Source organism: Variovorax sp. SPNA7 (genome assembly GCF_033807855.1).
Taxonomy (GTDB): Bacteria; Pseudomonadota; Gammaproteobacteria; order Burkholderiales; family Burkholderiaceae_C; genus Variovorax; species Variovorax beijingensis.
This window is the reverse complement of record NZ_CP138513.1, coordinates 2,954,305-2,978,744: the sequence shown is the minus strand read 5'-3', so window position 1 is coordinate 2,978,744 and position 24,440 is coordinate 2,954,305. Positions and strand designations below refer to the sequence as shown.

Genomic DNA, 24,440 nt, shown 5'->3' with positions numbered 1-24,440 from the left:
CCCCGACATGTTTGCCAACGCACAGATGATGGGCATGGACCTCGCGTTTCCCGATGTCTGCAAGACGCCGCCAGCGCTGCCCATCCCTTACCCGAACTTCGCGCTCGGGCCCACGGCCATTCCCAATGCCTGGAACATCCTCTACGGCGGCACGCCGGCCCACAACCTGGCCACCACCACGCCCATCACCAACGGCGACAACGCGGGCGTGCTGATGGGCGTGGTGTCGCAGACGGTGATGGGGCCTTCGCGCCACATCACCGGCGCGTTCACCGTGCTGCTCAAGGGCACGCCCTGCACGCGCATGACCAGCCTGTCGGTGCAGAACCGCTGCAACATCATCGGCATGCGCATCGTGCCCAGCCAGTTCAAGGTGCTGGTGCTGGCGGCCTGAGGCTTTTTTTATTCCGCCTTCACGCCCGCCGTGCGGATGACCTTGCCCCACTTGGCCGTTTCGGCCTTGATGAAGGCATCGAACTCCTCGGGCGTGCTGCCGGCCGGAATGGTGCCCATGGCGTCCAGCTTGGCGCGCGTCTCTTCGCTCTTGATGATGCGCGCGATCTCGTCCGACATGCGCTTGACGATGTCACGCGGCGTGCCGACCGGCGCCAGCATGCCGGCCCAGGTGCTGCCGGTGAAGCCCGCGAAGCCCTGCTCGATGAAGGTCGGCACGTCGGGCGCGGCAGCCAGGCGCTTGTCGCCCGCCACGCCGATGAGCCGCACCTTGCCCGCCTTGGCCTGGTTGATGAGGCCCGTGGGTGCATCGAAGAACAGCTGGATCTGCCCGCCCATCAGGTCCGTGAGCGCGGGCACCGCACCGCGGTACGGAATGTGGATCATGTAGGTCTGCGTGAGCGACTTCCACAGCTCGGTCGTCAGGTGCGCGGCCGAACCATTGCCCGACGAGCCGAAGCTCACCTTGCCGGGATTGGCGCGTGCGTAGTCGATGAGTTCGCGCGCGGTCTTGAACGGCGCATCGATGTTGACCGCGGCCAGCAGCGGCGAGATGCCCATCAGCGAGACGCCCGTCAGGTCCTTTTGCGGGTCGTAGGGCAGCTTGGGATACAGCGTGGTGTTGGCCGCATAGGCCGCGATCACGACGCCGAAGGTGCTGCCGTCGGGCGGCGCCTTGGCAATGGCATCGACGCCGATCAGGCTGTTGGCGCCGGGCTTGTTGTCGACGAGCACCGGCTGGCCGAGCCGCGCCTGCAGGCCGACCTGCACCAGCCGCGCCATCTGGTCGGTGAACCCGCCGGGCGTGTAGGGCACGATGATGCGGATCGGCTTGCTGGGCCAGGCGCTTTGCGCCAGCACGGGCATCGGAACGGTCGCGGCGGCAGCGGCGGCAAGGGTGAATCGGCGGCGTGAAATGCGGGCCTGCAACATGGGTGGCGGCTTTCTCTGGACAAGAATGATCCGGCCATTCTCGAAGCCGCTGCGCGGCCGGCCCCTCAGGGTTTGCCCCGGCGGGGCATGTTCAGAGCGGCAGGATGTCGCGCGTGCGACCGCCGGTTGCGAGCCAGGCCTCGAACTCGTCCGATAGCCTCTCGGCCTCGCGCGTGGCCTTGCTCCATGCACCGATGCGCGCCTGCGCGTCGTTCGCGAAGTGGATGAAGTCCTTGCGGTCGGGCAGCTTGCCGTTGGGCAGCGAGCGCACCCAATCGGCATCGGGCGCGAGCACCACCATGCGGTCCAGGAAGCTGGTGGACCTGTGGCGCCAGCGCAGGCCCTTGTCGAGCCAGCCCGGCACCACCGCACGCTGGAAATGCGGGTACAGCACGATGCCTTCGTCGGCCGGCTGGTAGTCCAGGTGCAGGTGGTAGTCGGTGATGCCGCCATCCCAGTACGCGCCGCGCGGCGCGCCGGGAATGTCGTGCACCGCCGCCAGGAGAAACGGAATGGAGCACGAGGCCTGCAGCACCAGGTTGAAGTTCTCTTCGCTGAGCGCGTGCTGTCGCGTGCGGAAATCTTTCGTGCCGAAAGGCAAGGCCGCGCCAGGCGTGGAAAACACGCAGCGCTCCAGCCATGCGCCCAGCCCCTTGCGATGCAGGCTGTTGGTGGCAAAGGCGCCCAGGTAGCCGACTGGCGTGCGCGCCCTGCCCTCGCGCCCGAGGATGTGGCGGCCGCGTGAAGTCACCACGTGGAGCTTGTAGCGCGAGTGGTGCAGCACCTCGCCGATGCGTCCGCCATAGAAGTCCGCCAGGCTGTCGGCAAAGCGCGCGCTGAGCTGCTGCGGGCTCAGCCGCTTCTGCCCCGGCGGCACCTCGAACTGCTGGCGCACGTAGTCGTGCTCGAAGCGCGCGAAGGCCTTCTGCGGATCGGCCAGGCAGGCCGTGGCCAGCCGCCATGCGCCGATCGACGCGCCCACCAGGTGCACCGGCTGGCTCGACTGCGCGAGCCAGCGCCCGAAGATGAAGCGGTCGAGCGGCCCGAGGATCAGGCCCTTGGGACCGCCCGCTGCGCCGGGAATCGTGCGCACGTCCTGCGGGCGCAGGCCGTGCTGTTCGATGTGCTTGCGGGCGGTGGGGCCGGCGTAGATGCGCAGGGCTTTCATTTCCTCATGCTGCGCCGAACGGATTGAAGACTTCGACACCGAAGCTCGCGAAGTCGCCGACGTTGCGCGTTACGACCGTCAGCCCATGCTGCTTTGCCGTGGCGGCGATCATGGCGTCCTCATAGAGCGTGTTCGAGCTGCGGTGCATCAGCCGGGCCCACAGCCTGAACGTTTCTGCATTCATGGGCAGGACGTTGTACGAGGCGGCCACCAGGGCCGCCCAATGCTCGATCTCGTCGGCCTTGGCGGCATCCTGCTCACGCGTGATTTCGATGCCGGCCTGGATTTCGCCGATCGTCACCGCGGAAAGGTGCAGGTCGCTGTCGGCAATGGGCGCGAGCCATGCGACGACCGCACCGTGCGGACGAGGCCGGCGCAGTTCCGAGATGACATTGGTGTCCAGCAGGTACATGCCGCTGCTCAGCGAATCGGCGTGATGCGCCGCCGCCGCGCTGCGCCGCGCTGCGGAACGAGAAATTCCGTGCGCGCCTCCGCCGAGAGCAGCAACTCCTTGAGGGAGGGCTTGGCCGTGGCGTGCAATCGCCGCCACTCTGCCGCCGGCACCAGCACGGCGGCTTCGGTGCCCCGCTTGGTGACCATTTGCGGTCCCTCGGCCAAGCAAGCCTCCAGAAATTCGCTGAAACGCGCCTTCGCGTCTTGGACAGGCCAGGTTTTCATTTGCAGTCTCCCATCAGACTAGTGTGCTGACTAGTTTAACAGGCCGACCGCAAATCTGCAGTGCCCTCTACTTGCGCAACCCCTGCAGCTTCGCAAACGCACTCGCCATCTGCCCCGCGGGCTGTGGCGAGTTGTCGCGGCGCGGGCCCTGCTGCTGGCCACGGCCTGCGCCTTCGAAGCGGTTGTCGCGCGGGCCGTCGCGGCGGGCGGGCGCTGCGTCGAGCTTCATCGACAGGCCGATGCGCTTGCGCGCCACGTCCACTTCCATCACCTTCACCTTGACGATGTCGCCGGTCTTCACGACCTCGCGCGCATCGTTCACGAACTTGTGGCTCAGCTGGCTCACATGCACCAGGCCGTCCTGGTGCACGCCCAGGTCGATGAAGGCGCCGAACTGCGCCACGTTGCTCACGGTGCCTTCGAGGATCATGCCCTCGACCAGGTCCTTGATGTCGTCCACGCCATCGTTGAAGCGCGCCACCTTGAAGTCCGGGCGCGGGTCGCGGCCGGGCTTCTCGAGTTCACCCAGGATGTCCTTGACCGTGATGACGCCGAACTTCTCGTTCGCGAACAGCTCGGGCTTCAGGGTCTTGAGCATCTCGGCGCGGCCCATCAGTTCGGCAATCGGCTTGCCGGTCTTGACGATGATCTGCTCGACCAGCGGATAGGTCTCGGGGTGCACACCGGTCACGTCGAGCGGGTCGGCGCCGCCGCGGATGCGCAAAAAGCCCGCGCTCTGCTCGAAGGCCTTGGGGCCGAAGCCGCTCACGTCGAGCAGCTGCTTGCGGGTGGAGAACGCACCGTTCGATTCGCGCCAGCGCACCACGGCCTTGGCCACGCTGGCCGACAGGCCCGAGACGCGGCTCAGGAGCGGCACGCTCGCGGTGTTCAGGTCGACGCCCACCGAGTTCACGCAGTCTTCGACCACCGCCTGCAGCGTGCGCGCGAGTTCGCTCTGGTTCACGTCGTGCTGGTACTGGCCCACGCCGATGCTCTTGGGGTCGATCTTCACGAGCTCGGCCAGCGGGTCCTGCAGCCGGCGCGCGATGCTCGCCGCGCCGCGCAGGCTCACGTCCACGTCGGGCATTTCCTGCGAGGCGAATTCGCTGGCCGAGTACACGGAAGCACCGGCCTCGCTCACCACCACCTTGTCGACCGTCATCTCGGGCGCGCCGGCCTGCGCGGCCATCTTGGCGAGCAGCTTGATGAGGTCGGCGGCCAGCTTGTCGGTCTCGCGGCTCGCGGTGCCGTTGCCGATGGCGATCAGGTTCACGCCATGCTTGGCGCACAGCTTGCCGAGCGTGTGCAGCGAGCCTTCCCAGTCCTTGCGCGGCTCGTGCGGAAACACGGTGGCGGTTTCGACCAGCTTGCCGGTGGCATCGACCACCGCCACCTTGACGCCGGTGCGGATGCCGGGGTCCAGCCCCATCACGACGCGCGGGCCGGCGGGTGCGGCCAGCAGCAGGTCGCGCAGGTTGTCGGCAAACACCTTGATCGCGACCTTCTCGGCCTCTTCGCGCAGGCGGGTGAACAGGTCGCGCTCGGTGGAGAGCGCAAGCTTCACGCGCCAGGTCCAGGCCACGCACTTGCGCAGCAGGTCGTCGGCCGCGCGGCCGGCATGGCTCCAGCCCAGGTGCAGCGCGATGCGGCCTTCGGCGATGCTGGGCTTGCCCGGCTCGGGCTCCACCGGCAGCACCAGCTTGGCGTCGAGGATGTCGAGCGCGCGGCCGCGGAACACTGCCAGCGCGCGGTGCGAGGGCACGCGGCCGATGGGTTCGTCGTAGTCGAAGTAGTCGCGGAACTTGGACACGTCTGCGTTGTTCTCGTCCTTGCCGGCCATCAGCGTGGACTTGAGCAGGCCTTCGTTCCAGAGCCATTCGCGCAGGCTCTGCACCAGCGCTGCATCTTCGGCCCAGCGCTCGGAAAGGATGTCGCGCACGCCGTCGAGCACGGCGGGAACGGTCGAGAAATCTGGGCCCGGCTTGCCGTCGTCGAGCGTGGTGGCGGGCTGCAGGAAGGCCTTGGCTTCCACGGCGGGATCGAGCGTGGGGTCGGCCAGCAGCTTGTCGGCGAGCGGCTCGATGCCGAACTCGCGCGCGATCTGGCCCTTGGTGCGGCGCTTCTGCTTGAACGGCAGGTACAGGTCCTCGAGCTCCTGCTTGGTCGGCGCGAATTCGATCGCGGCGCGCAGCTCGGGCGTGAGCTTGCCCTGCTCGTCGATGCTCTTGAGTACCGCGGCGCGTCGGTCTTCGAGTTCGCGCAGGTACGAAAGGCGCGCCTCGAGTTCGCGCAATTGGACGTCGTCGAGGCCGTCGGTCACTTCCTTGCGGTAGCGGGCAATGAACGGAACCGTGGCGCCGCCATCGAGCAGTTCGATGGCCGCCTTCACCTGGTGCTCGCCTACCTTGATCTCGGCGGCGAGCTGGCGAATGATTTTTTGCATGTCGGAGGGGATCCCTGGAACTGGCGACGCCGTTCGGACGCCTTGCGGATAAAGCGCGGAAGTTTGCCATAGGGTGCGGCCGCTCCACGCGCTGCGGCGACCGCGCAAACACCTGTGCTAGTGGTAAACCACTATGGGTGGAATTGGTATGCCACGCAAAATGTGGTCTAACCACTTTGATCCGCCATGGCCCTCAAGCTCATTCACCCATCCTCCGAAGCGATGTCGAAAATCGGCCAACCTCCAATGGAGAAGCCGTACCAGCGTCTGGCTGCCAATATCCATGAATTGGTCAAACAGGGTGAGTTTCTGGTCGGCCAGCGGCTGCCGTCCGAACGGGCGCTGGCGGAGCGCTTCGACGTGAGCCGCACCTCGGTGCGCGAGGCCATCATTGCGCTGGAGCTGCAGGGCGTGGTCGAGGTGCGCGGCGGTTCGGGCATCTACATCTGCCAGCCGCAGGACGCGCCCACGCGGCTGCCGGTGGTGCAGGAAACCGGTGCCGGCCCCTTCGAGCTGCTGCGCGCGCGCTGCCTGATCGAGTCCGAGATCGCCTCGCTGGCGGCCACCACGCGCAAGGACGCCGACCTCGACAAGATGTTCGGCGCGCTCGCCACCATGCGCGAGCAGATGCACGACAAGGAAGCCAACGAGGCGGCCGACCGCATGTACCACCTGCACATTGCCGAATCCACCGGCAACAGCGTGCTGCTGCAGACGGTGACGAATCTCTGGGACCAGGCCAAGGGCCCGATCTGGACGCAGATCGAGCAGCACTTCCATTCGCCCGCACTGCGCCTCCAGTCGCAGGACGACCACCAGCGCATCTTCGCCGCGATCGTCTCGGGCGATGCCGATGCCGCGCGGCTGGCCATGCGGGCGCACCTGGAACGCGTGATCGGCGAATTCGCCCAGAGCTGGCGCTAGGCGCCCTGCCCCCGCGCGCGGCTGCCGCGGCCGCTTGACCCTTTCAAAAAAGACGGAGACACGAACCATGAAGCCCAACCTCGCCCGCGGCCTGGCCGCACTGCTGCTCGCCGGCACCTTCGCTGCTGTCCACGCGCAGGAACCACCCGCGCCCGGCGCGAGCCCGCGCATCGACGCCATCCGCAAGGCCGGCGAACTGCGCGTCGGCGTGCTGCAGAACGCGCCCTGGCTGATCGAGAACACCACCGGCAACGGCGAGCCCTGGAGCGGCCCGGCCTGGCTGCTGGCCAAGGAGTACGCCCGCCTGCTCGGCGTCAAGCTCAGCACGGTGCCGGTGTCGCACGAGACCAAGGTGCCGGTGCTCGCATCGAACCAGGTCGACATGACGATCAGCCCGCTGGGCGAAACGCCCGAGCGCTTGAAGGTGGTCGACTTCGTCGTCTATTCCGCCACCAGCGTGTGCATGTTCGGCCGCGCCGACAACGCCAAGCTGGCGAAGGCCGCCTCGGTCGACGACCTCAACCGGCCCGAAGTGACGATCGCCTACTTCACCGGCGGCGCCGAAGAGGGCTGGGTCAAGGAGCGCTTCCCCAAGGCCAGGCTGCGCGCCGTGGCCAGTTCGGGCGCCACTGCGCCGGTGGAAGAAATCATGGCGCGCCGCGCCGATGCGGCACCGATCAACCGCGTGCCGTGGGTCGGGCTGCAGCAAAAGGTCAAGGGCCTCGCGGTGCTGCCCAAGGAAAACAACTGCCAGGGCAGCACCGAAAAAGCCTCGCCGGTCGGCCTGGCCATCGACAAGAACCAGGCTGCCTACCTCGAATGGCTGCGGCAGGTCGCCAAGGCCCGGAAGGCGCAGCTCGACGCCGACGAGGCCCGCGTGATCGGCGCACTCAAATAAACACGTCACACATCAAGTCAACAGAGAAGAACCGGAGACCTTCATGCCACACATCCCCCGCACCTTCCTCGGCCGCAGGCTGGCCCGCGCAGCACTCGCGGCCGCCCTGGCCGGCAGCTGCATCGGCGCCCTGGCCCAGACGCCGCCGCCACCCGGCGCAAGCCCGCGCATCGACGCCATCCGCAAGGCCGGCGTGCTGCGCGTGGGCGTGGTCAACAACCCGCCCTGGCTCGCGCAGAACACCGCGGGCGACGGCGACCCGTGGTCCGGTCCGTCATGGACGCTGGGCAAGGAGTTTGCCAAGCTGCTGGGCGTGAAGGTGGAGCCCGTGCCGGTGAGCCACGAGACCAAGGTGCCGGCGCTCACGGCCAACCAGATGGACATCATGATCGGGCCGCTGAACGAGACCGCGGAGCGCGCGAAGATCATCGACTTCGTCACCTTCTCGAGCACCGGCGTGTGCATGTTCGGCCGCGCCGACAACCCGAAGTTCACCAGCGCGCGCACGCTGGAAGACTTCAACAAGCCCGAGATCACCATGGCGTATTTCTCCGGCGCGGGCGAGGAGCCGCTGGTGCGCCAGCAGTTCTCCAAGGCCAAGCTGCGCGGCGTGGCCAACTCCGGTTCGGTCGCGCCGATCGAAGAGGTGATGGCCGGCCGCTCCGACGTGGCGCCGCTCAACCGCATGCTGTGGCCCAACATCAGCAAGAAGGTCAAGGGCCTGGCCGTATTCCCCAAGGAGAACGACTGCCAGGACAGCAAGATCTTCCAGATCCAGACCGGCATGGGCGTGGCGAAGGAGCAGCAGGTGTACCTCGACTGGCTGCGCGCCGTGGCCCAGCGCATGCAGCCCGCGCTCAGCGAAGAAGAGCGCCGCATGACGCAGAACCTGAAGTAACGCCATGCTGAACTGCGAAATCCACGGCGCGCTCGACCTGCGCCTTGCCGAACGCCCGGCCGAACCGCTGGCGCCCACCCAGGTGCGCGTGGCCGTCAAGGCGGTGGGCATCTGCGGCTCCGACCTGCACTACTACCACCACGGCCGCGTCGGCGACTTCGTCATCCGCGCGCCGCTGACGCCGGGGCACGAGGCCTCGGGCCAGGTCATCGAAGTGGGCGCGCAGGTGAGCTCGGTGAAGCCGGGGGACCGCGTGGCCCTCAATCCGTCGCGCACCTGCGGTGTCTGCCGCTTCTGCCGCGCGGGCGCGTCCAACCACTGCGAGAACGTGCACTTCTTCGGCAGCGCGAGCCGCTGGCCCCACATGCAGGGCGCGATGCGCGAGCAGGTGGTGGTGGAGGCCACGCAGTGCCTGGCCGTGCCCGACACGCTGTCGTTCGAGCTGGCCGCCTTCGGCGAGCCGCTGGCCGTGGCGCTGCATGCGGTGCAGGAGGCCGGCTCGCTGCTCGGCAAGACGGTGATGGTGGTGGGTGCCGGCCCGATCGGTGCGCTGATCCTCATGGCCGCGAAGCTCGCGGGCGCAAGCCAGCTGATCGCGGTGGACATCGTGGACGAGACACTCGCGGCCTGCACCCGCGTCGGCGCGACGCGCACCATCAACGCGGCCACAGAGCCCGATGCGCTGCAGGCGCTGGCCGCGGACAAGGGGCAGGTCGATGCGAGCTTCGAGGTCTCGGGCCACTACGACGGCTTGGCCAACTGCATCCGGTCGACGCGCCCGCGCGGCACCATCGTGCAGGTCGGCACGCTCGGCGGCAACAGCAACGGCTGCCCGTTCAACCAGATCATGGTCAAGAGCCTGCACCTGGTCGGCAGCTTCCGCTTCGTCGACGAATACGCCTGGGCGGTCGACTACCTGAGCCGCGGCCTGCTGGACGTGTCGCCTCTGCTGACCGAGGCGGTGCCGGTGGCGCGCGTGCACGACGCCTTCGCGCTGGCGGCGGACCGGCACCGCGCGATGAAGGTGCTCGTCACGTTCTGAGGGCGGGGTCGCCCGACCCCGCCGCCCTTCCCTCCCTCTCGCGGAGCTTCCATGGAATTCGACTTTTCCCCGATTGCCGACAACTGGCGTTTCTTCGCCAGCGGCCTGGGCGTGACGGTCGCGCTGAGCCTCATCAGCGCGGTCACCAGCATCCTCGCGGGGCTGGCGATCGCGCTGCTGCGGCTGTACGGCCCCGGCTGGCTGCGCCCTGTGCTCGTCTTCTACATCGATTCGATGCGCGCCATTCCGGTGCTGGTGGTGCTGGTGTGGATGTACTTTGCGTTCCCGCTGCTCGTGGGCTTCACCTTCGCGCCGTTCTGGGCCGCGGTGATTGCGCTGACGCTGCACATCGCGGCCTATGCGGCCGAGGTGATCCGCGCGGGCATCGAGTCGATCCGGCCGGGCCAGACGCGTGCGGCGCTCGCGCTGGGCATGTCGCGCGCGCAGCTGCTGCGCAAGGTGCTGCTGCCGCAGGCCACCATCCGCATGCTGCCGGCCTTCGGCTCGATCCTCACCATCGCCATCAAGGACACGGCCATTGCCACGGTGATTGCCGTGCCCGAGCTGATGCACCGCGCCGAAACGGTGGCGGGGCAGAGCTACCGGCCGGTGGAAGTGTTCACCGCGGTGATGGTGGCGTACTTCGTGATCCTGTTCCCGGTCACGCGCGGCATCGACCGGCTGTACCACCGGGTCGCGCACCTGGGACGTTCATGATGAAGAGGGCCATCCCATGACTTTCGACTGGTCCGTGATCTGGACGCACCGCCAGGCCTTGCTCGAAGGCGCGGCGCTCACCGTGGGGCTCACGGTGCTGACCATGCTGCTGGCCGTGCCGGGCGGCATCGTGCTGGCACTGATGCGGCTGTCGTCCAACAAGCTGCTGCAGTCCGCCTCGCTCGCCTTCGTGGAGTTCTTCCGCAACCTGCCGCTGATCCTGGTGATCTACTGGGTCTTCTACGTGATGCCGATGGCGGTGGAGTTCCAGCTTTCGCCGCTCGTCACCGCGCTGGTGGCGCTGGTGCTCAACATCTCGGCCTACAACGCCGAGACCTTCCGCGCCGGCATCAACTCCATCCGCAAGGGGCAGCTGGAGGCGGCGCTCGCCATGGGCATGTCGCGCCGCCAGGCCATGTTCAAGGTGGTCATCCCGCAGGCGGGCCGCCGCATCCTGCCGGTGATCGCGAGCACCTGGGTCTCGCTCTTCAAGGACACCTCGCTGGTGTCCGTCATTGCCGTGAGCGAACTGGCCTATTCGGCAATGCAGATCCGCGCGCAGACCTTCCGCGTGCTGGAGATGCTCACCGCCATGGCCGTCCTCTACTGGCTGATGGGCTATCCGCAAGCCAAGCTGGTGGACTGGATCCACCGCAAATATGGAGTCAAGGAATGAACAACGACATCGCCCGCGCCCCCGCGCGCAAGAACGCCGACCAGCCGCCGGTGCTGGTCTACGAAGAGGTGCGCAAGCTCTATGGCGACTTCGTGGCGCTCAATGGCGTCTCGCTGCAGGTCCACAAGGGCGAGGTGATGTGCCTGATCGGCCCTTCGGGCTCGGGCAAGTCGACCCTGCTGCGCTGTACCAACGCGCTGGAAACCATCAACGGCGGGCGCGTGCTGATCGACGGCGTGCCGCTGCCCGTGCAGGAGTCGGCGGTGCGCAAGGTGCGCCAGCGCATGGGCATGGTGTTCCAGAGCTTCGAGCTGTTCCCGCACAAGTCGGCGCTCGACAACGTGGCCATGGGCCCGATCACCGTGCTGGGCATGCGCGAGTCCAAGGCCAAGGCGCGCGCCATGGCGCTGCTCGAGAAGGTCGGCCTGTCGGCCAAGGCCGGCAGCTTCCCGGCCAACCTCTCGGGCGGCCAGCAGCAGCGCGTGGCAATCGCCCGCGCCCTGGCCATGGAACCCGAAGTGATGCTGTTCGACGAGCCCACCTCCGCGCTCGACCCCGAGACCGTGGGCGAAGTGCTCAGCGTGATGCAGAAGCTCGCGCAGGAAGGCATGACCATGATCGTGGTCACGCATGAAATGGGCTTTGCGCGGCGCGTGGCCGACTGGGTGGTGGTGTTCGAGTCCGGCGCCATCATCGAACAGGGCCCGCCCGCGCAGATCTTCGAGCACCCCACCGTGGAGCGCACGCGCGACTTCCTCGGCCATCTCGGCTGGAACGGCTGACGACGCACGAACGCTGCCGCCGCATCCGCCATCTCTCTTGCTTCAACCATGAAAATCACCAACGCCCGCGTCATCGTCTGCAGCCCCGGCCGCAACTTCGTCACCCTCAAGATCGAAACCGACGAGGGGCTGACCGGCATCGGCGACGCCACGCTCAACGGGCGCGAACTCTCCGTGGCCGCCTACCTCACCGAACACGTCATTCCATGCCTGATCGGCCGCGATGCCCACCAGATCGAGGACATCTGGCAGTACCTCTACAAGGGCGCCTACTGGCGCCGCGGCCCGGTCACCATGACCGCCATCGCCGCCGTGGACACCGCGCTGTGGGACATCAAGGCCAAGGCCGCCGGCCTGCCGCTGTACCAGTTGCTGGGCGGCAAGAGCCGCACCGGCGTGATGGTCTACGGCCATGCCAACGGCAGCGACATCGAGCACACGGTGGACGAGGTGCTGCGCTATGCGGACGCGGGCTACAAGGCCATCCGCGCGCAGAGCGGCGTGCCGGGGCTGGAGAAGGTCTACGGCGTCGGCAAGGGCACGCTCTTCTACGAACCCGCCGATGCCGACCTGCCCTCCGAGCACGACTGGTCCACTGAGAAGTACCTGCGCCACACGCCCAAGCTGTTCGAGCGCATCCGCGAGAAGCTCGGCTTCGAGCACCACCTGCTGCACGACGTGCACCACCGTCTGACGCCGATCGAGGCCGGGCGCCTGGGCAAGTCGCTGGAGCCCTACAACCTCTTCTGGATGGAAGACGCAACGCCGGCCGAGAACCAGGACGCCTTCCGCCTGATCCGCCAGCACACGACCACGCCGCTGGCGGTGGGCGAGATCTTCAACTCCATCTGGGACTGCAAGGCGTTGATCGAGAACCAGTTGATCGACTACGTGCGCGCCACCGTGGTCCATGCCGGCGGCATCACGCACCTGCGCCGCATTGCCGACCTGGCCTCGCTCTACCAGGTGCGCACCGGCTGCCACGGCGCCACCGACCTGTCGCCGGTGTGCATGGGCGCGGCGCTGCACTTCGACCTGTGGGTGCCGAACTTCGGCATCCAGGAGTACATGCGCCACACCGAGGAAACCGACGCGGTGTTCCCGCACGCCTACACCTTCGACCAGGGCATGCTCTACCCGGGCGACGTGCCCGGCCACGGCGTGGAGATCGACGAGGCGCTGGCCGCCAAGTACCCCTACAAGCGCGCCTACCTGCCGGTGAACCGCCTGCAGCACGACGGCACGCTGTGGAACTGGTAAGCGCCATGCCCAGGCTGAATGCCGAGACGCTGGCCGCGCTGCCGCCCGCGGTGGCGCGGCCCGCCTACGACCGCACCACGCTCGAAGCCGGCATCGTCCACCTGGGTGTCGGCGCGTTCCAGCGCGGGCACCTGGCCGCCGTCAGCGAAGCCGCACTGCATGCGAGCGGCGACCTGCGCTGGGGCATTGCGGGCGTGTCGCTGCGCAGTGCCGAGACACGCGATGCGCTCGCGCCGCAGGACGGCCTCTACACGCTCGCGCTGCGAGACGTGGACGAGGCCGGCATGCCGCGCGCGTCGCTGCAGGTCATCGGCTGCCTGCTCGGCGTGCAGGTCGCGCCCGAAGACCCGGCGGCGGTGCTCGCGCGCATCGCCCATCCCGCGACCCGCATCGTGAGCCTCACCGTGACGGAAAAGGGCTACTGCCACGACCCGGCCACCGGTGCACTGCGCGCCGACCATCCCGACGTGCTGCACGACCTCGCGCGCCCCGACGCACCGCGCGGCACGCTCGGCTTCCTGGTGTCGGGCCTGCGCCTGCGGCAGCTGCGCGGACTCGCGCCGGTCACGCTGCTGTCGCTCGACAACCTGCCCTCCAACGGCCACCTGCTGCGTGGCCTGGTGCTCGATTTTGCGCAGCGCGTCGATCCGCAGCTGGCCCGCTGGATTGCCGAGCACTGCAGCTTTCCCTGTTCGATGGTGGACCGCATCGTGCCGCGCACCACCGACGCCGACCGCGCGCAGGTCAACGCCGCGCTCGGGCTGGAGGATGCCTGGCCGGTGGTCGGCGAGCGCTTTCTCGAATGGGTGGTGGAGGATGACTTCGCCGCCGGCCGCCCGGCCTGGGATGCGGGCGGCGCGCGCTTCGTGCCCGATGCGCGCCCCTTCGAGACGCTCAAGCTGCGCATGGTCAACGGCGCGCATTCGGCGCTTGCATACCTGGGTGCCATGGCGGGCCTCGACACGGTCGACCGCGCCGTCGCCACGCCTGCCCTGCACCGCTATCTCGATCGTCTGATGCGCGAGGAGATCGCACCCACGCTGCCGGCGCTGCCCGGGCTCGACCTCGATGCCTACCGCCAGCGCCTGCTCGAGCGCTTCGCCAACCCGGCGCTCGCGCACCGCACCGCGCAGATCGCGATGGACGGCTCGCAGAAGCTGCCGCAGCGCCTGCTGGGCACGGTGCGCGAGCGCCTGGCCGCGGGCGCTTCGATCGACCGCCTTGCACTGGCCGTCGCGGCCTGGCTGCACTACCTGCGCGGCATCGACGAACTGGGCCGCCGCCACGAGATCCAGGACCCGCTGGCCGATGCACTGGCCGAACGCAGCGCGGCGGCCGAACGCGCAGCTGCCGCCGCCGAGCCGGCACAGGCCGACGAAGCGCGCGTGACCGTGTTCGCGGCTTTCGCGCCGGTGTTCGGCAACGACCTGGCAAGCGACCCGCGCTTCGTCTCGGCCGTGGCCACGCAACTGCGTGCGCTGCGCGAACTGGGCGTGCACAAGACGCTGGCCGACCAGGCCTGAGCAATCGCGCATCGGCCCGCGGTCACAATGCCGTGGCCATGCGTTTCTTCACCCGCTTCCTGCGCGCCCTTGCCGCGGCGCTGCTCGTCCCCATCCTGCTGTTCGAGGAATGGGGCTGGGAACCGCTCGCCGCGCTGGCGCGCCGCCTGGCCCGGCTGCCGCTGTGGGCGCGGCTCGAAAACCGGCTGCGCGAACTGCCGCCGTGGGGCGCGCTGCTGGCCTTCCTGCTGCCGGTGCTCCTGTTGCTGCCGGTCAAGGTGCTTGCGCTCTTTCTGTTCGGCCGCGGCCATGCCGCAAGCGGCGTGACGGTGCTGGTCGCCGCCAAGCTGATCGGCACGGCCTTCGTCGCGCGCATCTTCCAGCTGGTCGAACCCGCGCTCATGCGCATTCCGCTGTTCGCCCGCTGGTATCCACGCTGGAAAGCCTGGAAGGACCAGGTGCTGACGCTGGTCCGCGAGAGCCGGCCATGGCGCGTGGTGCGGGCCCTGAACCGCCGGCTCGCACGCGGATGGCGGCGATTGCGCGAGGGGTGACGGCTTATTTTTACCCGGGTATATTGTGATTCCAGTTTTACCCGGATAATATATGGCGCATGAACATGCCCCAGGAGACGAGGCGCGCCCTCGCCAGGAAATACAAGGAGACCGTCCGCCCCGCGGGCGTCTTCGCCATCCGCAATACGCTCAGCGGCCGCCTCTACGTGGCCGGCAGTCTGGATGTGGAGGGAGCGATGAACCGCGCCCGCTTCGAACTCGGCCTGCGCTCGCACCGCAACAAGGCGCTGGTGCGCGACTGGGCCGCGCATGGTGCGGCGAACTTCAGCTTCGAGGTGATCGACCGCGTCAAGGAGCGCGACGATCCGGCCTTCGATCGCGCCGCGGAACTCGAAAAGCTTCTTGCGCTCTGGCGCGAAGAACTTCAGTGCCACGGCGACCGGGGCTACGACGCGCCATGAGCATCGACCCGCTGGACCTGTGCCTCAACATCGGCCGCGCCCACGCCAGCCTGAACCTGAAGCTCCAGGAGCATTTGGGCGCTTTCCATGGCCTGGACTACGAAGACTTCACGCTGCTTCATCGGCTGCTGAGCGCCGAGGGCGGCCGCATGCCGACTGCCGAGCTTGCGCGATCGCTGGGGTTGCCGGTCTCGGCGTTGATTCGCAAAATGGTCCTGCTCGAAAAATCGGGACTGGCCGAACGCACGGCCGGCGCGAATGGAAGCGGGCGCCACGCCGCCATCCGCCCCGGCGGCCGACAATTGATGCAAGCTGCCGTCACGACCGCCGAAGCAATCTGCGCCGATGCGGTGAAATCGCTGGCGCCGCAAAGCCTGCCGCAAATCAACCTTGCGCTGCTTGCGCTTTGCCACGACGACACGCCGTACGACCGAAGAAACCCGACATGCCATCCGACACGCCACCCGGCAACCTGATCGTTTTTGCCGACTTCAAGTGCATCGCCCAGGGAAGCTCCGCCGACGTGCTCGCACAATTGCGCGAGCGCAAGGACGACACGCCCTACCTGGTGTTCAACGAACAGACCGGTGAACAGCTCGACTTCGACCTGCACAACCGGGCCGGCGCCGTGGCGCATGCGGCCAGCGCCGAGACCCCCGAGGAAACGCCGCGCGGCGTGGGCCGCCCGAAGCTCGGCGTGGTCGCGCGCGAAGTCACCCTGCTGCCGCGCCACTGGGACTGGCTCAACCGCCAGCCCGGCGGCGCCTCGGTCGCACTGCGGCGGCTGGTCCAGGAAGCGAGCCGCGTCAACGCCGACCGCGACGCCGTGCGCGCATCGCGCGAAGCCGCCTACCGCTTCATGACCGCGATCGCCGGCGCCCTGCCCGGCTTCGAGGAAGCCACGCGCGCGCTGTTCGCGGGCGAACGCGAGCGCTTCGAGGCGCTGATCGGCTCCTGGCCCGCGGACCTGCGCATCCACCTTCAAAAATTGTCCGCCGCCGGCTGGAGCACCACCGCATGAGAGCAAGCCCTGAAAGCGCAGCCACCGGCCAGAGCGGCCTGCACGGAACGCCGGTGGCGCCCGTGGGTGCACCGCGCGCGCTGTGGAAGACCTTCCTGTTCTTCCTTGCGCCGATGCTGCTCAGCAACATCCTGCAATCGATGTCGGGCACCATCAACAACATCTACATCGGCCAGATGATCGGCGTCGGCGCGCTGGCGGCCGTGTCGAGCTTCTTTCCGGTGATGTTCTTCTTCATCGCGTTCGTCATCGGCCTGGGCGCTGGCGCCTCGGTACTGATCGGCCAGGCCTGGGGCGCGCGCGATGCCGCGAAGGCCAAGGCCATCGCGGGCACCGCGCTGTCGGTGGGCATCCTGCTCGGGCTGGCGGTGGCCGTGTTCGGCGGCGCCTTCACGACGCCGCTGCTGGCCTTCCTGGGCACGCCGCCCGACGTGCTGGCCGACTCCACGCGCTATGCGCGCATCATGCTGATCGCGATGCCGGGGCTGTTCGTGTTCCTGCTTTCCACCGCGATGCTGCGCGGCGTCGGCGACACGGTCACGCCCCTGCTCACGCTGCTGATCTCCACCGCGACCGGCCTCATCGTCACGCCCGCGCTGATCCGCGGCTGGGGCGGCCTGCCGCAGCTCGGCGTTGCGAGCGCGGCCTGGGCCTCGGTGCTGGCCTTCGTGCTTGCCACGCTGTGGCTGGGCTGGCGCCTGCGCCGCCGCGGCAGCCCGCTGGCGCCCGATGCGGAGTTCATCCGCCACCTGCGCATCGACCCCACGCTGCTGAAGGCCGTGCTCAAGGTGGGCATACCCACGGGCGTGCAAATGATCGTGGTGGCGCTGGCCGAGGTGGCGCTGCTCTCGCTGGTCAACAGCTATGGCTCCAGCGCCACCGCCGCCTATGGCGCGGTGAACCAGGTGGTGGCCTATGTGCAGTTCCCGGCCATCTCGATCGCGATCACGGCGTCCATTCTTGGCGCGCAGGCCATCGGCGCGGGCCGTGCCGACCGGCTGGGCGCCATCGCCAAGACTGCGCTGCTGATGAACCTGGTGCTGACCGGCGGACTGGTGCTGCTGGGCTACCTGTTCTCGCGCCACCTCATGGGCTTCTTCATCACCAGCGCGCCGGTGATCGAGATCGCGCAGACGCTCTTGCACATCATGCTGTGGAGCCTGGTGATCTTCGGCATGGCCTCGGCCATCTCGGGGATCATGCGCGCCAGCGGCTCGGTGCTGGTGCCCACGGCCATCTCGATCCTCTGCCTGATCGGCATCGAGGTGCCCGTGGCCTGGTTCATGAGCCACCGCATCGGGCTCAACGGCATCTGGTGGGCCTACCCCGTGACCTTCGGCGCGATGCTGCTGCTGCAGACGGCCTACTACCGGCTGGTGTGGCGCAAGAAGGCGATCCGCCGGCTGGTGTAGGGCCGCAGGGCCGGTTCTTGCTCACTCGCCGTCGAAGGCTTTCTGCGCCGCGGCGAGGTCGAGCTTGATCATCTTCATCATCGCCTGCATCGCGCGGGCGGCCTTGGCCGAATCCTTGTCCTGGAACATCCGGACCATCGCCATGGGCACGACCTGCCACGACACGCCGTAGCGGTCGGTGAGCCAGCCGCACTGCACCGGCTGGCCGCCGTCCTCGAGCAGCCTGTCCCAGTAGTGGTCCACCTCGGCCTGCGTCTCGCACTGCACGAGCATCGAGATGGCCGGCGTGAACTTGTACTGCGGCCCGCCGTTGAGCACCATGAACGCCTGCCCGTCGAGCTCGAAGGTGGCGGTCAGCAAGGAACCCTTGAGGCCCGGATTGGTGTCGCCCCAGAGCAATCTGTCGGTGACGCGCGAGTTCGGAAAGATCGAACTGTAGAACTTGAGCGCGTCTTCGCCGTTGCCGTCGAACCAGAGGCAGGGAATGATCTTCTGCATGGGAATCTCCTGGGTCCTTGATAATGAACCAAAAGGTTAAGTATCAAGGCGGCATGAGGCGCTTGTCAACCCCTGGGCCAAGATTGCGCGCCGAGGGCCACAGCGTGCGCAAATGGCGCAACCGGCTCGCGCAGTGGCCCAAGATCGAAGACACGCTCGCGGTGTGCCTCGGCGGCCGCAGCACGGGTTCGACTTCTATGAGCTGATGCCGCGGCAGCGAGCCGCCGGCCAATCCCTCACGCGGCGCGGTAGAACCCCAAGTCAGCGCGCACGCCATTGCGCCGCACGAAGTCGGCTGGGTCGAAACCCTCCTCTGCGAACTTCTTCTGCACGAAGCTCGTGGCCGTGGCCACGGCCTGCTCACTGGCCCACTCGACCACGGTCAACACGTTGAACTCGCCCGGCCCGCCGATCTGTGTGAGCACCTGGTTGCGCACGCATCCCGGCAGGCTGCGCAGGGTTTGCTGAATGCGCTGCATCTGCGCGACGAAAGCGGGCAGCACCTCGGCCGGAACGATGAACTTGTCGATGCGAAAAACGGGTGTCGGAGCGTTGGGGGTTTGATCGTTGGTCATGCTTTTTTTCCTTGAGATCGAGGGCACGAACTGCCCGTCGGAAAGCATTCTCAAACCTCAAGTAAAGTTGAGGTCAAGAGGTATTCATGAACAACGCTCTGGAACAAGCTGGCATCGCTCCCGTGCTGAGCGTCGGCGAAGTCGCGCGCCGCAGCGGCGTGACGGTATCGACGCTTCACTTCTATGAGTCGCAGAGGCTCATCGCCAGCATGCGGACAGCGGGCAACCAGCGGCGCTCTCCAACTTGCCCGCCCACGCGGCGCCCAGCCGTGCCGACTGGGCACGGCTTTCCGCACTGGAGAATGGGCGCCTTCCCCGAGAAGGCGCCATCTTTTCAGCCGCCGTTCTTGCGTTCTTTAGCAGGTCCGCCGCCAATCATCAGCCAGGCGCTCAGCGCACTGAGCACGGCGAGCCCGGCGCTCAGCAGCATCACCCAGCGAAAGCCCGCGACGAAGGATTCGGCCACGGCTTTCTTCAAGGCCGCGGCGGTGGCCGCATCGACGCCCGGCGGCAGCGCGGCGCCGGCCAGCTTGCTGCGCTCGCCCTCAAGAAACGCCGTCGCCTCGGGCGAGGCTCCCATGCCGCGCAGGCCCTGGGCCAGCGCGCCGTCGAAGGCCCAGGCCATGACCACGCCGAACACCGCGATGGCCAGCACCGCGGCCGCGCGCGACACCGCATTGTTGACGCCCGAGGCCACGCCCGCCTGCTCCGGGCCCACCGCGTTCATCACGGTGGTGGTGAGCGGCGCCACGGTCACGGTCATGCCGAAGCCCAGCACCACCACCGCGGGAAAGAAGCCGCGCCAGTAGCTTGCTTCGACGCCGGGCACCGCGAACAGTGCGAAGCCCACCGCGGCAATCGCAGGGCCGATCACCAGCGGCAGCCGCGGGCCGAAGCGGTCGACCAGCTGGCCGGCCCAGCCCGAGAGCGCGAACATGATGAGGATGAAAGGCAGCAGCGCCGCGCCCGCCACCGTGGCCGAGTAGCCCTGTACCTGGATCAGGTTGAGCGGGAAGAAATACAGTCCGCCGCCGAGCGCCGCATACAGCAGCAGGGTCAGCAGGTTGGCGCCGCTGAAGTTGCCGATGCGCAGCAGCGCGAGCGGCAGCATCGGCGTGCGCGCGCGACGCTCCGCGGCAATGAAACCCGCACTCCCGACGATGCCGATGCCCAGCGCCGCCAGCACTTCGGGCGAACTCCAGTGCTGCGTGGGCGCCTCGATGAACGCATAGACGATGCCGCCGAGGCCGGCGGTGGCCAGCAGTGCGCCGACCAGATCGAGCCCGCCGCTGGCCGACGAGCCGCGGCTCTCGGGCACGTGGCGCCATGCGATCCACAGCACCAGCAGCGCCATCGGCACGTTGATGAGGAAGGCCCAGGCCCACGAGAAGTGATCGACCAGGAAGCCGCCGAGCACCGGCCCCGCGGCCGCCGTGATGCCGCTGAAGCCCGACCAGATGCCGATGGCCTTGCCGCGCTCCTTCTCGGGGAATGCGGCGCTGATGAGCGCGAGGCTGCCGGGCACCAGCAAGGCCCCGCCGATGCCCTGCACCGCGCGCGCGGCAATCAGCTGCTGCACGCTGCCCGAGAGCCCGCAGGCCACCGAAGCGATGGCGAAGATGCCGACGCCGATCGCGAAGATGCGGCGCCGCCCGAAGTGGTCGCCGAGCGCGCCGCCCACCAGCAGCAGCGCCGCCAGCAGCAAGGCATAGGACTCGACCACCCACTGCGCCTGGAACGCCGTGGCCCGCAGCTCGGCCTGGATGGCCGGCAGCGCCACGTTGACCACCGTGCCGTCGATGAAGGCCATGCTCGAACCCACGATGGCCGCGGCCAGCACCCAGGGCTTGGAGGCGTCGGGACAGGCGCCCTCTTGCGTCTTGGCACCATGCAGGATCAGTGCGTTGTCGCAGGGTGCCTTGCCGATCTGTGCCATGGTGAGCTCCGATCTATTCGATGCCGGTCCTGCATGCCGTTACCGCCGGATTCGCCCGCGCCGCATTCACGCTGCGCGCAATGGCAGCGGCCGCCGCGGCGGTGACGCGCTGAGCGCCCTGCGCCACTGCATCGATGCCGCCCACGACCGCTTCGCCCACGTCCAGCTGGCACACCACGGTGCGCGGCTCGTCGGAGCGCCGCAGCGTCCAGCTGAAACCCGCATCCACGCGCCCGCCATCGACCGCGTCGAACCGGCGCACCTGCACCGCGATGCGCCACACGGGCTGCGCGGACTGGCGGCCGCCCTTGGTGACATCGAGCGCGCCGAGCCGCGCCGCGATGCCGCTGGCCAGCGCATCCTGCAGTTCGTTCTCGAACGACGCGGCCCAGCGGTGCTGCTCGAGCACGTCGACCTGCACGCTGCCGCTCGGCCGGCCCACCACCATCTGCGGCCGCGCGAGCCGCTCGGGCACCGCCACCGGTGCCAGCTCGATGTAGAGCGGCGCAGCGGTCCCGAGGGTCGACGGGGCCGCTTCCGCGGCCGGCACCGCGCTGGCCAGCGTGTAGTAGCTGTCGGGCTTGCTCGCGCAGCCCGCGAGGATCGTCAGCGCTGCGACGGCCGCGAGCGAAAACAAATTCTTGTTCTTCATTTCTTGTCGTCCGGTTTGCCGCGCAGGAGCGATTCGGGATGCCGCTCGAGGTAGTCGGTCAGCACGCGCACCGAGCCCGCGGCGCGCGTGAGTTCGCGCAGCGTCTGGCGCATGTCCTGCTGCAGTGGAGAGTCGTCGGCCAGCGTGCGCTCGGCGCTGTTGACGGTCTTGCGCACGTCCTTCATGGCGGCGGCCAGCTCGGGTGTCAGGTCGGTGTTGATGCGGTTCACCGCCTGCTCGGTGCTGGCCAGCGTCTTGTTGAGCGAGGCGAGCGTGGTGCGCAGGTCGGCTGCGATCTGCTCGTAGGGCACCTTGTTGAGCTTGCTTGCGATCTCCTGCACCTGCGACTGGATTTCGTCGAGGCTGTTGGCAATGGTGGGCAGCTCGATCGGGTTCTTCGTCACGTCGATCCGGGCCGGCGGCGCCTTGGGGAAGAAGTCGAGCGCCACGTACACCTGGCCGGTCAGCAGGTTGCCGTTGCGCAGCTGCGCGCGCAGGCCCTTCTCGGCCAGGAAGCGCAGCCGCTCCTGCTGGGTGGCGCGCGACTCCACGCCGCTTTCGCCCGCGCGGCGGCGCAGCCGGTCCGGGTAGACCTGCACCAGCACCGGCATGCGGAACTCGCGCTCGGCGCGGTCGAACTCCACGCCGATCGACTTGACCTCGCCGATCACCACGCCGCGGAAATCGACCGGCGCCCCGGGCGTCAGGCCGCGCAGCGACTGGTTGAAGTACATCAGCAGCGTCTGCGGCGGACCGTCGGGTTCCTTCATGGCCGTGGTCTCGTCCTCGGCGAGCGTGAAGGCCGTGTTCTCCTTGGCCAGCGGCCCCATGGCATCGTCCGGCGCCTTGAAGGCAATGCCGCCGAGCAGGATGGTGGCGAGCGACTGCGTGCGCAGCGTGAAGCCGCTGGCGCTGAGCTGCGCGTCGATGCCGCTGGCTTGCCAGAAGCGCGTGTTGACGCCCACGAACTTGTCGTAGGGCGCATTCACGAAGATGCGCAGCGTCACGCCGCGGCCGTCGCCATCGAGCTCGTAGGCTGCCACCTGCCCCACCTTGATGCGCCGGAAATACACCGGCGAGCCCACGTCGAGCGAGCCCACGTCGGTGGCGCGCAGCAGGAACTGCTGGCCCGAGGCATCGCGCGTGACGATGGGCGGCACCTCCAGCCCCTTGAACTCGCTCGCGGTCTCCTTCGACACGCCCGCGTCGGCGCCGATGTAGGCACCCGACAGCAAGGTGCCCAGGCCCGAGATGCCCGATGTGTCGAGCCGCGGCCGCACCACCCAGAAGCGCGAATCCTCGGCGGTGAAGCTCTCGGCCTCCTTGCTGAGCTGCACGGTCACCTGCACGTGCGAGCGGTCGCGCGCGAGCTTCAGGCTCTGCACCGTGCCGATCTGCACGTCCTTGTACTTGACGGCCGTCTTGCCGGCCTCCAGTCCTTCGGCCGTGTTGAAGGTGAGCACGATCTCGGGCCCGCGCTCCATCAGGATCCGGACCACCAGCATCACGCCGACCAGTGCGGCAACGATGGGGATCAGCCAGATCAGCGAGGGCAGCCATTCGCGCCGGCGCACCACGCGCGGCGGAGGAAGCCCGGGCGGGGGCGATGGATCGTTGGGGGGTCTGGTTTCGTCGTCGCTCATGCTGGCTTGTGTTCCCTGTTGTCGCGTGCCGGTTCCCGGCGTTCCCGTTCGGCTTCCTGCTGCTGTTCCTGCCTGCTGTCCCAGGTGAGCCTGGGGTCGAAGCTCAGCGAGGCCAGCATCGTCAGCACCACCACCGATCCGAATGCCGCAATGCCCACGCCCGCGTTGATGACCGCAAAGCCCTGGATCTGCACCAGCCCGGTGAGCAGCGACACCACGAAAACGTCGAGCATCGACCAGCGGCCGATGATCTCGATGATGTGATAGAGCTTCGCCCGCTCGGGCCGGCGCCAGCTGCTGCCGCGCTGCGCCAGCAAGGCAAGCAGTATCAGTGCCGTGAGCTTGAACAGCGGCACCAGGAAGCTCGCAATGAAGATGATGGCCGCGAGCCCGTAGCCGCCCGACACCCAGAAGTAGATGACACCGCTCAGGATGGTGTCGTACTGCGCGCCGAACAGCGTGCGCGTGATCATCACCGGCAGCAGGTTGGCCGGGATGTACATGATGCATGCCGCGATCAGGAAGGCCCAGGTGCGGCTCAGGCTGTGGGGCTTGCGCGTGTGCAGGTGCGTGCCGCAGCGCCCGCAGGGCTCGCCCTCGGCGGCGTCGCGCCAGACGGCATCGCAATGCGGGCAGGCCACGAGGCCCATCGCGCGGGCCGTGGCCACCGGCGCTTCGCCGTCGTCATGGGCGTGGAATTCGCCTGCGTTCACGCGGCCTCCCTGTCGGGCTCGCCGGGCGGGCGAAAGGTCATTTCCCAGAAGGCATTGGGGTTGAACGAGAGCACGGCGGTGAGCAGCACCGTGAGCGCCACGAAGGCCCACAGCGCCGGCCCCGCCACCACCGTGGCCATGCTCGACAGCTTGACGATCGCCACCAGCACGCCGAGCAGGAACACCTCGATCATTCCCCAGGGCCGCAGCATCTGCATGGCGCGCACCAGGATCGCAAAGCCGGCCGGCCGGTGCTCGCGGCCGAGCGGCACCAGCAGGTAGGCCAGGATGCACAGCTGCATCAGCGGAAAGAGCAGCGTCGTCGCCAGCACCAGCAGCGCCACCACCGACATGCCCTCCCGGCTCAGCACCAGCACCGCGCCGGCCAGCGTGGTCTGGCTGCGCAGGCCCTGCAGCTCGATCTCGACGATGGGGAACAGGTTGGCAATGGCGAACATGATCAGCGAGGCCACCGTCAGCGGCAGGATGCGGCGCTGCTGGTCGCCCGCGTGGCGGTAGAGCTCGGTGCCGCAGCGGGCGCAGCGCGACACCTCGCGCGGCTTCAGGGGCGCGCGGCTGAAGACCGCGTCGCAGCCCGGACAAACCACGGTTTCAGGTACTTCCGTCATAGGGGCGTACC

27 protein-coding genes and 1 pseudogene are annotated in these 24,440 nt (G+C 68.2%); 16 read left to right on the top strand and 12 right to left on the bottom strand.

All coding sequences use genetic code 11. The features are described from left to right. The first annotated feature begins 7 nt into the window (after window positions 1-7). Window positions 8-394 carry a DUF4150 domain-containing protein gene (locus RZE77_RS13870; RefSeq protein WP_319437979.1) on the top strand — a complete coding sequence of 129 codons (387 nt, stop codon included), beginning with the start codon at window positions 8-10 and terminating at the stop codon, window positions 392-394. An 8-nt stretch (window positions 395-402) separates the two neighbouring features. Here RZE77_RS13870 and RZE77_RS13865 read toward each other — a convergent pair whose 3' ends face one another. The 5 genes from RZE77_RS13865 to RZE77_RS13845 form a co-directional block, all read right to left on the bottom strand. After that, window positions 403-1,386 carry a tripartite tricarboxylate transporter substrate binding protein gene (locus RZE77_RS13865; RefSeq protein WP_319437978.1) on the bottom strand — a complete coding sequence of 328 codons (984 nt, stop codon included), beginning with the start codon at window positions 1,384-1,386 and terminating at the stop codon, window positions 403-405. 91 nt (window positions 1,387-1,477) lie between these two features. Then, window positions 1,478-2,554, bottom strand: a complete 1,077-nt coding sequence (locus tag RZE77_RS13860; protein WP_319437977.1) for a patatin-like phospholipase family protein — start codon at window positions 2,552-2,554, stop codon at window positions 1,478-1,480. 4 nt (window positions 2,555-2,558) lie between these two features. Further along, window positions 2,559-2,966 carry a type II toxin-antitoxin system VapC family toxin gene (locus RZE77_RS13855; protein ID WP_319437976.1) on the bottom strand — a complete coding sequence of 136 codons (408 nt, stop codon included), beginning with the start codon at window positions 2,964-2,966 and terminating at the stop codon, window positions 2,559-2,561. 8 nt (window positions 2,967-2,974) lie between these two features. Beyond that, a complete protein-coding gene (locus tag RZE77_RS13850; protein ID WP_012747976.1) occupies window positions 2,975-3,232 on the bottom strand; it encodes a type II toxin-antitoxin system Phd/YefM family antitoxin in 258 nt (85 codons plus the stop codon). A gap of 67 nt (window positions 3,233-3,299) precedes the next feature. Beyond that, window positions 3,300-5,675 carry a Tex family protein gene (locus RZE77_RS13845; protein WP_319437975.1) on the bottom strand — a complete coding sequence of 792 codons (2,376 nt, stop codon included), beginning with the start codon at window positions 5,673-5,675 and terminating at the stop codon, window positions 3,300-3,302. A 186-nt stretch (window positions 5,676-5,861) separates the two neighbouring features. Here RZE77_RS13845 and RZE77_RS13840 point away from each other — a divergent pair, with 186 nt between their 5' ends. The 14 genes from RZE77_RS13840 (at window position 5,862) to RZE77_RS13775 (ending at window position 17,783) form a co-directional block, all read left to right on the top strand. After that, entirely contained in the window at window positions 5,862-6,599 is a 738-nt protein-coding gene (locus tag RZE77_RS13840) for a FadR/GntR family transcriptional regulator (RefSeq protein WP_319432616.1), read from the top strand. A 67-nt stretch (window positions 6,600-6,666) separates the two neighbouring features. After that, window positions 6,667-7,497 carry a substrate-binding periplasmic protein gene (locus RZE77_RS13835; RefSeq protein ID WP_319437974.1) on the top strand — a complete coding sequence of 277 codons (831 nt, stop codon included), beginning with the start codon at window positions 6,667-6,669 and terminating at the stop codon, window positions 7,495-7,497. A gap of 43 nt (window positions 7,498-7,540) precedes the next feature. Beyond that, a complete protein-coding gene (locus RZE77_RS13830; RefSeq protein ID WP_319437973.1) occupies window positions 7,541-8,395 on the top strand; it encodes a substrate-binding periplasmic protein in 855 nt (284 codons plus the stop codon). Window positions 8,396-8,399: 4 nt separating this feature from the next. Next, the gene (locus tag RZE77_RS13825) at window positions 8,400-9,437 is read left to right on the top strand and encodes an L-idonate 5-dehydrogenase (RefSeq protein WP_319437972.1); all 1,038 of its coding nucleotides are present in this window, start codon (window positions 8,400-8,402) and stop codon (window positions 9,435-9,437) included. Between the two features lie 51 nt (window positions 9,438-9,488). Continuing rightward, on the top strand, window positions 9,489-10,154 hold the full coding sequence (locus RZE77_RS13820; RefSeq protein WP_319432611.1) for an amino acid ABC transporter permease: 666 nt from the start codon (window positions 9,489-9,491) through the stop codon (window positions 10,152-10,154). Between the two features lie 16 nt (window positions 10,155-10,170). Next, on the top strand, window positions 10,171-10,830 hold the full coding sequence (locus tag RZE77_RS13815; protein ID WP_319437971.1) for an amino acid ABC transporter permease: 660 nt from the start codon (window positions 10,171-10,173) through the stop codon (window positions 10,828-10,830). Beyond that, window positions 10,827-11,612 carry an amino acid ABC transporter ATP-binding protein gene (locus RZE77_RS13810; protein WP_319437970.1) on the top strand — a complete coding sequence of 262 codons (786 nt, stop codon included), beginning with the start codon at window positions 10,827-10,829 and terminating at the stop codon, window positions 11,610-11,612. The genes RZE77_RS13815 and RZE77_RS13810 overlap by 4 nt, the downstream gene beginning before the upstream one ends. Window positions 11,613-11,660: 48 nt before the next feature. Beyond that, complete coding sequence (manD, locus tag RZE77_RS13805) at window positions 11,661-12,872, top strand: D-mannonate dehydratase ManD (protein ID WP_319437969.1); 1,212 nt, start codon at window positions 11,661-11,663, stop codon at window positions 12,870-12,872. Window positions 12,873-12,877: 5 nt separating this feature from the next. After that, window positions 12,878-14,395, top strand: coding sequence for a mannitol dehydrogenase family protein (locus RZE77_RS13800; protein ID WP_319437968.1), 1,518 nt, complete (start codon window positions 12,878-12,880; stop codon window positions 14,393-14,395). Between the two features lie 38 nt (window positions 14,396-14,433). Then, window positions 14,434-14,928, top strand: coding sequence for a hypothetical protein (locus RZE77_RS13795; RefSeq protein WP_319437967.1), 495 nt, complete (start codon window positions 14,434-14,436; stop codon window positions 14,926-14,928). 59 nt (window positions 14,929-14,987) lie between these two features. Beyond that, window positions 14,988-15,350 (top strand): GIY-YIG nuclease family protein, encoded by a 363-nt coding sequence (locus tag RZE77_RS13790; protein WP_319437966.1) that lies wholly within the window; start codon window positions 14,988-14,990, stop codon window positions 15,348-15,350. Further along, window positions 15,347-15,826 (top strand): MarR family winged helix-turn-helix transcriptional regulator, encoded by a 480-nt coding sequence (locus RZE77_RS13785; RefSeq protein ID WP_319437965.1) that lies wholly within the window; start codon window positions 15,347-15,349, stop codon window positions 15,824-15,826. Before RZE77_RS13790 ends, RZE77_RS13785 begins: the two co-directional genes overlap by 4 nt. Beyond that, window positions 15,796-16,371, top strand: coding sequence for a DUF2239 family protein (locus RZE77_RS13780; RefSeq protein ID WP_319437964.1), 576 nt, complete (start codon window positions 15,796-15,798; stop codon window positions 16,369-16,371). Before RZE77_RS13785 ends, RZE77_RS13780 begins: the two co-directional genes overlap by 31 nt. Continuing rightward, window positions 16,368-17,783 (top strand): MATE family efflux transporter, encoded by a 1,416-nt coding sequence (locus RZE77_RS13775; protein ID WP_319432595.1) that lies wholly within the window; start codon window positions 16,368-16,370, stop codon window positions 17,781-17,783. The genes RZE77_RS13780 and RZE77_RS13775 overlap by 4 nt, the downstream gene beginning before the upstream one ends. A gap of 21 nt (window positions 17,784-17,804) precedes the next feature. Here the strand turns inward: RZE77_RS13775 and RZE77_RS13770 are convergent, their stop codons facing one another. Beyond that, complete coding sequence (locus tag RZE77_RS13770) at window positions 17,805-18,281, bottom strand: VOC family protein (protein ID WP_319437963.1); 477 nt, start codon at window positions 18,279-18,281, stop codon at window positions 17,805-17,807. 236 nt (window positions 18,282-18,517) lie between these two features. Further along, window positions 18,518-18,904: an antibiotic biosynthesis monooxygenase gene (locus RZE77_RS13765; protein ID WP_319437962.1), complete on the bottom strand. Its 387-nt coding sequence runs from the start codon at window positions 18,902-18,904 to the stop codon at window positions 18,518-18,520. A 38-nt stretch (window positions 18,905-18,942) separates the two neighbouring features. Between RZE77_RS13765 and RZE77_RS13760 the strand changes: the two are divergent. Next, window positions 18,943-19,092 (top strand): annotated as a pseudogene (locus tag RZE77_RS13760) (MerR family DNA-binding transcriptional regulator); the annotation flags it as partial. Window positions 19,093-19,190: 98 nt separating this feature from the next. Here RZE77_RS13760 and RZE77_RS13755 read toward each other — a convergent pair. From RZE77_RS13755 to RZE77_RS13735, 5 genes are read right to left on the bottom strand one after another with little or no spacing between them, the layout of a single operon-like run. Beyond that, window positions 19,191-20,792: an MFS transporter gene (locus RZE77_RS13755; RefSeq protein ID WP_319437961.1), complete on the bottom strand. Its 1,602-nt coding sequence runs from the start codon at window positions 20,790-20,792 to the stop codon at window positions 19,191-19,193. Between the two features lie 13 nt (window positions 20,793-20,805). Next, window positions 20,806-21,444 carry a PqiC family protein gene (locus tag RZE77_RS13750; RefSeq protein WP_319437960.1) on the bottom strand — a complete coding sequence of 213 codons (639 nt, stop codon included), beginning with the start codon at window positions 21,442-21,444 and terminating at the stop codon, window positions 20,806-20,808. Continuing rightward, entirely contained in the window at window positions 21,441-23,087 is a 1,647-nt protein-coding gene (locus RZE77_RS13745; protein WP_319437959.1) for a PqiB family protein, read from the bottom strand. Before RZE77_RS13745 ends, RZE77_RS13750 begins: the two co-directional genes overlap by 4 nt. Next, window positions 23,084-23,800, bottom strand: a complete 717-nt coding sequence (locus RZE77_RS13740) for a paraquat-inducible protein A (RefSeq protein ID WP_319437958.1) — start codon at window positions 23,798-23,800, stop codon at window positions 23,084-23,086. Before RZE77_RS13740 ends, RZE77_RS13745 begins: the two co-directional genes overlap by 4 nt. Then, on the bottom strand, window positions 23,797-24,429 hold the full coding sequence (locus RZE77_RS13735) for a paraquat-inducible protein A (protein WP_319437957.1): 633 nt from the start codon (window positions 24,427-24,429) through the stop codon (window positions 23,797-23,799). Before RZE77_RS13735 ends, RZE77_RS13740 begins: the two co-directional genes overlap by 4 nt. Between the last annotated feature and the right edge of the window lie 11 nt (window positions 24,430-24,440).